Annotated in this window: 13 protein-coding genes and 1 pseudogene; 6 read left to right on the top strand and 8 right to left on the bottom strand. The window is 62.8% G+C overall.

The window, feature by feature from the left end; translation table 11 throughout:
* Positions 1–127: 127 nt before the first annotated feature.
* Positions 128–1237, bottom strand: coding sequence for a TRAP transporter substrate-binding protein (locus AC0L3O_RS17050; RefSeq protein WP_023796809.1), 1110 nt, complete (start codon positions 1235–1237; stop codon positions 128–130).
* 290 nt (positions 1238–1527) lie between these two features.
* Between AC0L3O_RS17050 and AC0L3O_RS17045 the strand changes: the two genes are divergently transcribed.
* Complete coding sequence (locus tag AC0L3O_RS17045; RefSeq protein ID WP_473616117.1) at positions 1528–2301, top strand: gamma-glutamyl-gamma-aminobutyrate hydrolase family protein; 774 nt, start codon at positions 1528–1530, stop codon at positions 2299–2301.
* A 17-nt stretch (positions 2302–2318) separates the two neighbouring features.
* Here AC0L3O_RS17045 and AC0L3O_RS17040 read toward each other — a convergent pair whose 3' ends face one another.
* From AC0L3O_RS17040 to AC0L3O_RS17020, 5 genes and pseudogenes are all read right to left on the bottom strand, one after another.
* Positions 2319–2714 (bottom strand): hypothetical protein, encoded by a 396-nt coding sequence (locus AC0L3O_RS17040; RefSeq protein ID WP_031254017.1) that lies wholly within the window; start codon positions 2712–2714, stop codon positions 2319–2321.
* 82 nt (positions 2715–2796) lie between these two features.
* Entirely contained in the window at positions 2797–3780 is a 984-nt protein-coding gene (locus tag AC0L3O_RS17035; RefSeq protein WP_473616116.1) for a 2-hydroxyacid dehydrogenase, read from the bottom strand.
* On the bottom strand, positions 3777–4799 hold the full coding sequence (locus AC0L3O_RS17030; protein ID WP_023796812.1) for a LacI family DNA-binding transcriptional regulator: 1023 nt from the start codon (positions 4797–4799) through the stop codon (positions 3777–3779). The genes AC0L3O_RS17035 and AC0L3O_RS17030 overlap by 4 nt, the downstream gene beginning before the upstream one ends.
* A gap of 122 nt (positions 4800–4921) precedes the next feature.
* Positions 4922–5032 (bottom strand): annotated as a pseudogene (locus AC0L3O_RS17025) (EamA/RhaT family transporter); the annotation flags it as partial.
* Between the two features lie 48 nt (positions 5033–5080).
* Complete coding sequence (locus tag AC0L3O_RS17020) at positions 5081–5488, bottom strand: DUF2000 family protein (protein WP_023796813.1); 408 nt, start codon at positions 5486–5488, stop codon at positions 5081–5083.
* A gap of 35 nt (positions 5489–5523) precedes the next feature.
* Between AC0L3O_RS17020 and AC0L3O_RS17015 the strand changes: the two genes are divergently transcribed.
* On the top strand, positions 5524–6402 hold the full coding sequence (locus tag AC0L3O_RS17015; protein ID WP_473616115.1) for an AraC family transcriptional regulator: 879 nt from the start codon (positions 5524–5526) through the stop codon (positions 6400–6402).
* A 16-nt stretch (positions 6403–6418) separates the two neighbouring features.
* Here the strand turns inward: AC0L3O_RS17015 and AC0L3O_RS17010 are convergent, their stop codons facing one another.
* Together AC0L3O_RS17010 and AC0L3O_RS17005 are read right to left on the bottom strand one after the other, a co-directional pair.
* Entirely contained in the window at positions 6419–6889 is a 471-nt protein-coding gene (locus AC0L3O_RS17010) for a MarR family winged helix-turn-helix transcriptional regulator (protein WP_023796815.1), read from the bottom strand.
* A gap of 220 nt (positions 6890–7109) precedes the next feature.
* Positions 7110–7841 (bottom strand): intradiol ring-cleavage dioxygenase, encoded by a 732-nt coding sequence (locus AC0L3O_RS17005; protein WP_473616113.1) that lies wholly within the window; start codon positions 7839–7841, stop codon positions 7110–7112.
* A gap of 197 nt (positions 7842–8038) precedes the next feature.
* Between AC0L3O_RS17005 and AC0L3O_RS17000 the strand changes: the two genes are divergently transcribed.
* The 4 genes from AC0L3O_RS17000 (at position 8039) to AC0L3O_RS16985 (ending at position 11068) form a co-directional block, all read left to right on the top strand.
* A complete protein-coding gene (locus AC0L3O_RS17000) occupies positions 8039–9091 on the top strand; it encodes a CobW family GTP-binding protein (protein WP_473616112.1) in 1053 nt (350 codons plus the stop codon).
* 76 nt (positions 9092–9167) lie between these two features.
* A complete protein-coding gene (locus tag AC0L3O_RS16995; RefSeq protein ID WP_473495376.1) occupies positions 9168–9446 on the top strand; it encodes a type II toxin-antitoxin system TacA family antitoxin in 279 nt (92 codons plus the stop codon).
* The gene (locus AC0L3O_RS16990) at positions 9443–9970 is read left to right on the top strand and encodes a GNAT family N-acetyltransferase (RefSeq protein WP_473536969.1); all 528 of its coding nucleotides are present in this window, start codon (positions 9443–9445) and stop codon (positions 9968–9970) included. The genes AC0L3O_RS16995 and AC0L3O_RS16990 overlap by 4 nt, the downstream gene beginning before the upstream one ends.
* A gap of 123 nt (positions 9971–10093) precedes the next feature.
* Positions 10094–11068, top strand: coding sequence for a WD40 repeat domain-containing protein (locus tag AC0L3O_RS16985; RefSeq protein ID WP_287067583.1), 975 nt, complete (start codon positions 10094–10096; stop codon positions 11066–11068).
* The last annotated feature ends 11 nt before the right edge of the window (positions 11069–11079 follow it).

The following is an 11079-nucleotide window of genomic DNA, read 5'->3' as shown; positions in this document are numbered from 1 at the left end:
CCCCCCGGCGCGGGCGCCCCCCCCCCCCCCCCCCCCCCCCCCCCCCCCCCCCCCCCCCCCCCCCCAAAAACCCCCCCCCCCCGCCCCCCCCCCCCCCCCCCCCCCCCCCCCCCCCCCGAAACTGTTGTCAGAGTTTGCCGCTGCGCTGCTGGACCATCATGAAGGTGTCGTAGTTGTACTCGGCCACCTGCGCCCAGAGATAGTGCTCCTTGCGGAACGCCTTGATCGAGTCCCATATCTTCTTGAACGGCGCGTTCGAGGCTTCCATCTCGGCATAGACCTCGTTTGCCTTTTCGGAGCAGGCTGCCAGGATTTCCGGGCTGAACGGGCGCAATTTGGCGCCCGCGGACACCAGTCGCCTCACGGCCGCCGGATTCAGAAAGTCGTATTTCTGCAGCATGTTGGCGTCGGCGGCCTGCGCGGCGGTGCGCACCAGCGCCTTGTAGGCCGGCGAAAGCTCCTCGTATTTCGCCTTGTTGAACATCAGATGGACGGTCGGCCCGCCTTCCCACCAGCCGGGATAATAGTAATTGGGCGCGACCTTGTAGAAGCCGAGCTTCTCATCGTCATAAGGGCCGACCCATTCGGCAGCGTCGATGGTGCCTTTTTCCAGCGCCGGATAGATGTCGCCGCCGGCGATCTGCTGCGGCACGACGCCGAGCCTTTCCACCACTTTGCCGGCAAAGCCACCGATGCGCATCTTGAGGCCCGAAAGGTCGGCGACGGTGTTGATCTCCTTGCGGAACCAGCCGCCCATCTGCACGCCCGTATTGCCGCCAGGCAGGCCAAAAAGGCCCTGCGTGGCGAGAAACTCGTTGAACAGGTCGATGCCGCCGCCATGATAATGCCAGGCATTGATGCCGCGCGCATTGAGCGAGAACGGAACCGCGGCACCCAGCGCCCATGTCGGGTCCTTGCCCCAATAATAATATGCCACCGTATGGCAGGCCTCGACGGTGCCGGCGGTGGTGGCGTCCGCGGCCTGCAGGCCGGGCACCAGTTCACCGGCAGCGAAGACCTGCACCTGGAAGTTGCCGTCGGTCGCCTCCGAGAGCATCCTGGAAAAGACCTCGGCGCCGCCATAGATCGTATCGAGAGACTTCGGGAAGGACGACGCCAGGCGCCATGTCACTTTCGGGTTGGTTTGGGCGATAGCCGGCGCGGCAAGCGCCGCCGTAGCCGCCGCAGCGCCGACACTGGTGACGCCGGCCTTGCGGATGAATGATCGACGATCCATGAAGTCCTCCCTATTGGATCAACAGACCGACGTTCGGGAGATGCTCTGTGCCCCGGATCGGCTTCGCGGCAAACAATACACGGGCAAGAAGTCGAGTCCAGCCATGGGAGCCGGTTTTGCCGGCGGCGTTTTCGCGAAATACGCGGGCGCGAACACGCCTCCTGCAACTTAAGTCTAACGCCCTTTCCGTGGCTCATGCGAGATGCCGAACTTGTCATGGCAAAGCGCCGTCGGATCGCCTATTTTAAAAGGCAGAACATATCCTTGCACTGAATGGACCCGGATCAAAAATGCAGCAGCCGCTAGTCGCCATATCGACCGATGTCCGCCAGTTCGACAACTACACCTGGCATGCCGCTCCGCAGCAATATCTGGAGGCGGCGCTTTCGGCGGCCGGCGTGTTCCCGGTGCTGGTGCCGTCCTTCGGCGACCGGCTCGATTTCGATGAACTCCTGTCATCGGTCGACGGCGTCATGATCACCGGCTCGAAGTCCAATGTTCATCCCTCGCTCTATGGCGGCGATGCCAGCGAAGCCAACGGCCCCTACGATCCTGCCCGCGACGCCACGACGCTGCCGCTGATCCGCAAGGCAGTGGAGCGCGGCGTGCCGCTGCTCGCCATCTGCCGCGGCATCCAGGAGATGAATGTGGCGCTGGGCGGCACGCTGGCCACAGAAATCCAGGAGCGCGGGGGATCGCTGGATCATCGCGCACCGGCGAGCGACAATCAAGACGAACGCTTCGCCATCCGCCAGACCATTTCGATCAAGCCCGGAAGCTGCCTCGCCGACGTGTTCGGGGCAGGCGACATCATGGTCAATTCGGTGCACCGCCAGGCCATCGACCGGCTCGGCCCGAAGCTGCAGATAGAGGCGGTAGCCAGCGACGGCACGGTCGAGGCGGTTTCGGTGCGCGACGCCCGTGCTTTCGCCGTCGGCGTCCAGTGGCATCCCGAATACTGGGTCAAGTCGGACAGCGTCTCAGCAAGGATATTCCGCGCCTTCGGCGACGCGGTGCGCCTGCACGCCGCGGCAAAATCCGGCGCGTGGGCCGCCGCGGAATAGTTCGTCGGACGTCAACGTCAATCGCTGCCGGCCGCCAGCGACAGCAGCGGCAGGGCTGGTGCGTAGGATTCATAACCGTCGCCGTCGGCGACGCCGAAAGTGACGATCGGGTCGATGCCGTTCGCGCTGAAGGTGACCGTGCCGTCATCCTGCTCACGCCAGAATTTCGCGCGCTCGATGCCGGGCAAGACACGGTGGCAATTCGCAGTGACCGTCAACAGCGACAGGCCATGCGCAACCTCAGTGCCGCGCTTGACCGCGCAGGACGCTTCGTCGCCATTGGCCACCAGCCGGTAGTCGCCGGGCGACTGCGCTGACTCATCGGCTGTGCGGCCTTCGCCTCCGCCGCTGTGAAACAGCTGAACGCTGCCGAACAGCGCGACCACCGCTATCAATGCAGCAAGTGCTTTCATCTGCGTTCTCCGGGTGTTTGGCGATAGATAAAGATGATTTCAAAGCGTTAAACCGTGGTTAACAAATAGGAAAGCGTGCCGCTCAGCTGCGCGCCTTGAGCTTTTCCGTTTCCGGCACCGGCGTCAACGCCCTCCCCTTCGAAAACCAGGAAATCAGATTGTCGACGCACAGATCGGCCATGGCGCGGCGGGTATGTTCCGAAGCCGAGCCGACATGCGGCAAAAGTGAAGTGTTGGGGGCGGCGAGCAGCGCCGGCGGCACGTTCGGCTCGTCAGCGAAGACGTCGAGCCCGGCAGCGGCGATGGTGCCGCCGGCAAGCGCCGCGGCAAGAGCTGCCTCGTCGATCGTGCTGCCGCGACCGATGTTGACGAAGACGCCATTCGGGCCGAGCGCCGACAGGATCTCGACGTTGACCGCCTTTTCCGTCGAGGCGCCGCCGGGCGCCACCGAGATCAGCGTATCGACCGCCTCGGCAAGGCCTTTCAGCGTGCCGTGGTATTCGTAGGGCAAACCTTCGACCTGGCGCCGGTTGTGATAGGCGATCGGCAGCCCAAAGGCCTCCAGCCGGCGCGCAATGGCGAGACCGATGCGGCCCATGCCGAAAATACCGACACGACGGCCGCGCAAGGTCAGCCGGCTTAGCGGATAGTTGCCGTTGCGTGCCCAACTGCCGTCGCGCAGCCAGGTCTCGGCGCGCGGCAGCTCGCGGACGGCGTTGATCAAAAGCCCGATCGCCGTATCGGCGACCTCCTCGGTCAGAACATCCGGCGTGTTGGTGACCATGACGCCGCGCTGCGCTGCGTGACGGGCATCGACCGAATCATAGCCGACGCCGAAATTGGCGATGATCTCGAGATTCGGCAGCGCGTCGATGAGGGCTGCGTTGATCCCGCCAAAGGCGGCAATGCCGCGCACCGTCCGGCGCATCTCGTCGGTGACCAGCGACGCATCAGGCCGTTCGATCCAGGCGCGGCTGAACGTCCGGTCGATGCGGCCTACCGCGTGGTCGTTGAATTGGCCCGGCACCAAAATGGCGACTGCTTGCTGCTGTTCGGCTTTTGTCATGCACGTTCCACTGGTTTGCCGGTCGACTGGCGCACATGCAGTTCCGGCTTGATCAGTTCCTGCGACGGTCGCACCATCTGCCCATTGAGCTTGTCGAGCAGCGCGCTGGCGGCGCGGCGGCCAACTTCACGCTGGCCATTCCACACGGTGGTCAGCGCCGGCGTCGCGATCGCTGCTTCCTCGAGATCGTCGTAGCCGGTCACGGATATGTCAATGCCCGGCACGAGTCCGGCGCGTGCAATGCCGTTCATCAGGCCGATGGCGACGAGGTCGTTCCAGCAACAGGCCGCGGTCGGCTTGTCCTTCAGCGCCAGGAACTGCCCGGCGGCCTCGAAGCCAGCCTGTTTGGTGCGCGGGCCGGGAATGCGCCAGGACGGCCTGACCTCCAGCCCTGCCGCCTCCATGGCGTTGAGATAGCCTTGGTAGCGGTCGCGGCCGGTCGAGGTCTGGTCGGTGCCGCCGATCATGGCGATGCGTTTATGGCCGAGCGAGATCAGATGGTTGGTGGCTAGCCCGGTGCCATAGGCATCGTCGCCACGAAACACCGGCACGTCAGCGCCTTCGACGGTGCGTGCGATCAGCACCGCCGGCAGGCCGTTTTCCTCGGCCATGAAGATGTCTTCGGGCGGCGTGCCGATGGCCGGCGACATGATGACGCCGTCGGCGCCAAGCTGCAGCAGCGTGTCGATGAAGGTGCGCTGCTTTTCGAGCTGGTCGTAATGGTTCGACAGGATGAAGGTCTGGCGGCTGCGGTCGAGCTCGCTTTCGATCGAGCGCAGGATCTCAGCGAAGAAAGGATTCATGATGTCGTGGACGACGACGCCGACGATGCCCGAACGCGAGGTGCGCAGGCTGGCGGCGCGGCGATTGTAGATATAGCCGATGGCGCGGGCATGTTCCTTGATGCGATCGCGGGTGTTTCCAGCAACCAGCGGGCTGTCGCGCAGGGCCAGCGAGACCGTGGCCGTGGACACACCGAGCGCATCCGCGATCGTCGAAAGCTTGATCTTCTGTGCCAGCGCCTTGCGCTCCCCCGACGATCCAGAGCTGATCCATGATCTCCAGCGAAACCGGATGCCCGTTTTCGGGATCATGGTCTAAACAGTTTAAACGCGGCCTTATGCCACCCTTCCGAAACAAATCAAAGTTTTTTTGCCAGCGCATCCACCTCGACGTCGAGGGCAGCGCGGTTGCGCACGCGAAGCCGGTGCTCGCGATGAATGATATAAAAGCCGCTGGCGACGATGACCGAGCACCTAGGACACCGAGCGTCAACAGGATGAACCAGTGTCGATATGCATCAGGGATGCATGCGGGCACCTTTGGTGATCTTGTCGACAAGCTTCTTTTCGGCGTGCAGCGCGATTCCGACGACCTTGGCATCGTCGGGTGCGAATTCGGCAAAGACGGCGCGGTTCGCCGCGTCGTGGCCGGTCGAAAACATTTCGTCGACGTAGAGCGAGGTCGTCACACCGCGCTCCAGCGCCCGCCGGTGGATCGCAGTGAGCGTCGAGCGTTCGGCCGAAAGCACGATGATCGGCTGGATCGAGAGCGGATTATAGATATTGCCGGCGCGGTCGCGATAGGGTTCGCCGATGATGTCGCTATACTGCGCGACGATACCGCTGGTCAGGAACGCGGTTACGTTGAGCTTTTGCCAGACGGGAAGGTTATCCTGCAGCACGATTGCAAATTTCGTGTCGAACATGAGACATTTGCCATTCGAGGTTTGTGAATGAAGCGATGTCACACGGTCTAGATGGCGAGGCCTCTCAGGGTCTTGGACGTTTGTGCGTTGACGCGGCTGAGAACTGCGTCATCTCGGCGCCCGATTGCGTCGGAATGGAGCGTATCGAGGCCCGGTTCCACGGCAGCGCGTTCGATCTCCATCGTCACGATACCTACGCCATCGGCGTGACGCTGCATGGCGTCCAGACTTTCCGGTATCGCGGCGCCACGCATCACAGCCTGCCCGGCCAGATTATCGTGCTCCATCCGGACGAATTGCACGATGGCGGCGCCGGCACTGAAGACGGTTTGCGTTACAGGATGCTTTATCTGGAGCCGTCCATCGTGCTGGACTGCCTCGATCAAACAGGCGCATCGCTGCCTTTCGTCAGGAATGCCGTGGTGACGGATCCTGTTTTCCGCACGCGGCTGCTTTCGGCGCTGGGGCCGTTGGACCAGAAGCTGGACGATCTGTTTGTCGCCGACTTCGTTGCGCAATTGATGCAAAGCCTGGCACGGCATTCAGGCCTGCCGGCGAAACCGATCCCAAGGACAGCGTGGCGGGCTGTCAGCCTGGCACGCGACTATCTGGAAGAAAATGTTTTCCGTACCGTCCGTTCCGAGGAGCTGGAAGCGATCACCGGGCTCGATCGCTATGCCCTGTCGCGGCATTTCCGTGCCGCTTTCTCCACCAGTCCGCACCGCTTTCTCTTGATGCGCCGGCTTCAGCGAGCACGCCGCATGATCGAGGCGAGCGAGTCATTGGCGCAGATCGCAATAGCGGCCGGTTTCAACGACCAAAGTCATTTCAGCAGGCACTTCAAGAAGGCGTTCGGTGTCACGCCGGGCCGCTGGTCGGCATTGGTGCATGGATCGTCAGCAGCCGCTGCCTGATGGCGTCAGCCGCGGATCATTCGTCGGCGTCGATCTCATCATCGACGAGAACCATCTCTCCGTTCGAGAGGTTCGCCTCAACGCGGGCGAGCAGCTTGAACAGCGCCTTCTGGTCCTTTTTATCGAGCCCCTTCAGCGCCTGCTTCTCGGTCTTCTTCACCGATTTCTCGATGGCGTGAATGATTTCGCGGCCAGTATCAGTCAGAAAGATATGGGCCTGGCGGGCATCGGCGGAAGAAGCGCGCTTTTCCAGAAAGCCCTGCGCCTGCAGCCGGTTGATGGTCTTGGTGATGGTCGGCGGGCGAACACCGAGGCGACCGGCAAGATTGCCGGGCGTCTGCCCGTCCTCACGGTCGAGCGCCAGCATGATCTGGTCCTGGCCGGCATAGAAGCCGTGCGCCAAAAGCCGCGCGGCGAGTGCCGTACGCGCCAGCCGCGCCGCCGAATGCAGCCGGCTCATTGTCGCAGTCTTGTCCGCCTTGGCCATGGCTGTCCCTCTTCGGCCGAACCGGTGTGGACAGCATAGAGGCAGCCGCCCGGTTGGCAATGGACGATCAAAAAGATCCGGCTTTGCAAAACAGCTTTGCCGGCAAGCAATGCGGTGTCCGCCGTGGCTAATGCCAGATGTTTATTTCAGTTAGATGACAAACGACTTTTCAGCGCAGGTGGTCGCGTTGGGCAGGAACGCCACACACCCGGTGCGGGACTCAATCAGCCCTCACCGCGACGATCATCAAGGCCTGGTAGGCGTCCGCCACCTCGCGCAGCGCCGCCTGCGAAAGCGGCCCGGCACGCCGCGCGATACCGTCCCTGGCGTTCGACGTATCCCGCTTGCCGGACCGGTCGGTGTAGGGCGCGACAGTGGTGAATATCTGTTCGCTCAGGCCGTCTGGGAAAAACAGCTGGCCGGTCATCACCGAATTGTCGTTGGGGAAGACTTTGAAATGGATGTGGGTGGTGCGGCCGCGATACCAGCCGGGATAGATGGTGGCGAACGAGACGATACCGCTGTCATCGGTCTTTTGCCAACCGCGCAGAAAACTCTGGCCTGACGTATCGACATCCTGGCCGTCGCCTTGTCCCGGATAGCCTGAATAATGGCCTTGCGCGTCGCAATGCCAGATATCGACCCGCGCGCCGGCAAGCGGCCGGCAGCCTGCGTCGATGACCTGCAGCCGCAGATTGAGGGCAATGCCCGCTTTGCCTTCGGTTATATCGGCGCGTTCGAGCTTCGGGTCGAAATAGAACGGGCCCTCGGTCGCTTCCGGTGTGATCGCGCAGACGCCGGCGCCGCTATCGAACAGGGCAAGCCCGGCATAGGGCGAGGCCTGCTGCGCCAGCGCGATGCCCGGTAGAAAGACACCGCCGACCGCGCTAACGGCAATGAGGCCAAGCGCCTGGCGCCGGCTCAACGGCAAGGAGGACGGTTTGTCGGACATCCGGCGCCTCTTTTTGGTTTCTGTCGAGCAAGCTGGCGTGGTCTTATCTAGTCAGTGAGGCCAGCCAACGCCAATGGAAACCCAGCAATGTTGGGAAAACCCGGCAATGTTGGCGACCTGTTTGGCCCATCGGTTGCCACGTGCAAAAGCAGGGCGTGCATCCTATATGGAGCCAACAATCCTTTTCGAGGCCCAACATGAGCGATGCACAGACGATACAAATCCCCGTAACCGTTCTCACCGGCTATCTTGGCGCCGGCAAGACGACGCTGCTAAACCGCATCCTTTCGGAAAGCCACGGCAAGCGCTACGCCGTTATCGTCAATGAGTTCGGTGAGATCGGCATCGACAACGAGTTGATCGTGGAATCCGACGAGGAAATCTACGAGATGAACAATGGTTGCGTCTGCTGCACGGTGCGCGGCGACCTGATCCGCGTCGTCGAGGGCTTGATGCGTCGGCCAGGCCGCTTCGACGCCATCGTGATCGAGACGACCGGCCTCGCCGATCCGGTGCCGGTGGCGCAGACCTTCTTCATGGACGACGACGTGCGCTCCAAGACCAGGCTCGACGCGGTGGTGGCGCTGGTCGACGCCAAGCACCTGCCGTTGCGGCTGAAGGATTCCCGCGAAGCCGAGGACCAGATCGCCTTTGCCGATGTCGTCGTGCTCAACAAGACCGATCTCGTCACGCCGGACGAACTGAGCAAGGTCGAGGCGACGATCCGCGCGATCAACCCGGCGGCCCGGATCCATCGCGCCACGCGCGCCGGCGTGGCGCTGTCCGAGGTGCTCGACCGCGGCGCCTTCGACCTTTCCCGCGCGCTGGAGAACGATCCGCACTTCCTCGAGGCGCGTGACGACCACGACCATCATGACCATGACCATGACCATGATCATCACGATCATGACGGGCATCATCACCATGATCACGCGCACCCGTCCGATATCCATGACGTGACGGTGCAGTCGGTGTCGTTGCGGGGCGGCGAGATGGACCCGAAAAAATTCTTCCCGTGGATCGAGAAGATCACCCAGATGGAAGGCCCGAACATCCTGCGCCTGAAAGGGATCATCGCGCTTAAAGGCGATGACGAGCGCTACGTCATTCAGGGCGTGCACATGATCATCGAGGGCGACCACCAGCGCGCCTGGAAGGACGGCGAGAAGCACGAGAGCCGGCTGGTCTTCATCGGCCGCGAACTCGACGCCGAGCGGCTGAAGAAGAGTTTTGATGCCTGCCAGGCGTAACGGACCGAATAAGGATTGATTATTGCCTTGTGTACACATATCATGTGTACGTGAGTGGCACAAAAGAGGACAGGTCATGTCCAGATCCGCCGACAATAAAACCGAACGTTTTCAGATGCGCATTCCACCGGCGCAGAAGGCGATCATCGCCCGCGCTGCGGCGCTGTCGCACAAGGACATGGCCGATTTCATCCTCGACAAGATCGTACCCGAAGCGCAGGCCGTGATCGAAGCTGCCGAGGTGATGAGGGTTTCCAACCGCGACTTCACACGCATCCTTGACCTACTTGAGAACCCGCCGAAACCCAATGCCAGGCTGCGAGCGGCGATTGCCGCCTTGCCGGATACTCTGTGACGCTTCCGTTCTGGCACGAGAAGTCGATTGCGAAACGGCACGATCGGGCTTCTTTCGATTGCGGTGATGCGCAGATGAACGATTTTCTGCGGCGGTTCGCACGGCAGAGCCACGATCAGAACGCGGCCAAGACCTTCTGTGCGATCGACAACGTGGCTTCGGACCGGGTCCTCGGTTTCTATACAATTGCCCCTTCCGCGGTAGCTCATGAAGCAGTGCCCGACGCCATGACGAGAGGCTTGGCGCGACACGAGGTTTCCGGCTTCAAGCTTGGCCGGCTTGCATCCGACCGGGCCGTCGCCGGGCAAGGGCTCGGAGGTCAGCTGCTAGCCGTCGCCGCGTTGCGCTGCCTGCGGCTTGCAGGTGAGGGCGGCGGCATCCTGCTCATCATCGATGCCAAGAACGAGCGGGCAGCACGGTGGTATGCCAGGTATGGTGCCGAGAGCCTCCAAGGCCAGGATTTGACCTTGGTGATGCCATTGGCCACCTTCGCAACTGGTATGCGGGCCAAGGGACTGCTTTGACGATCGCCTGTCGCCACAATTGTGGTTTCGATGCAGATCCTCATGGTTGCCGGAACCGCAAACGTCGAGTAAGCCGCCTAAGCCGCTCCCTGTAAACTTGTCCAGCCGTGAACCACGATAGCCATGCCCACAGTCGCCCCGCTTGATCTCCAGGGACATTGCATCGCCGCCGTTTTCCTTGGCGACGTGCCGCATTTCGCACTGGCCGACGGCACAATCCATCGGCTGGACCATGGCCACAAGACGGCGCAGGCCAATGACGGGCTTCTCGCTGCCTTCCACGATGCGGCCAACGACCGGCTGATCACCGGCGGCGAGGACGGCAAGATTTTTTCCGTTACCGCCGGCGGCAATGCGGCAGAATTGGCAAGCGCCGGGAAGAAATGGATCACCAGCGTTGCCGCCGGACCACAAGGCGCCGTCGCCTATGCCTCGGGCAAGATCGCCTTCGTGCGTTTCTCCGACGGCAAGACCAAGGAATTCCTGCATCCGCGTTCGGTCGAGGGGCTGGCGTTCTCGCCCAAGGGGATGCGCTTCGGCGTCGCCCGCTACAATGGCGCGACGCTGCATTTCCCGGCGGCGAACGGCAAGCCGGTCGAGCTGGAATGGGCCGGCGCCCATACCGGCATCACGTTCTCGCCGGATGGCGCCTTCCTCGTCACCACCATGCAGGAGAACGCGCTGCATGGCTGGAAGCTCGCCGATGGCAAGCACATGCGGATGAGCGGCTATCCCGGCAAAGTCAAAAGCCTGTCATGGGCGCCCAAGGGAAAATGGCTGGCCAGTTCCGGAGCCCCGGCGGCGATCGTCTGGCCGTTTTCGGGCAAGGACGGGCCGATGGGCAAGGCGCCGCTGGAACTCGGCACGCGCGGCAACGCCATGGTGACCTCGGTCGCCTGCCATCCGAGCCAGGATGTCGTCGCCGTCGGCTATGACGACGGCATGGTGATGGCGGTGCGTTTCGCGGACGCCAAGGAGGTGCTTCTGCGCCGACCGGGCAAGGGCGCCATTACCTCGATGATGTGGGACAAGGAGGAACGCCGCGTCGCCTTCGGCAGCGCCGCCGGCGACTGCGGCGTCATCGATATTTCGGCCTAGGGCCGTAGGGG

Source organism: Mesorhizobium sp. WSM4810, from assembly GCF_055811235.1.
Note: the sequence above shows the minus strand (reverse complement) of the source record. Positions and strands in the feature narration are given on the sequence as shown.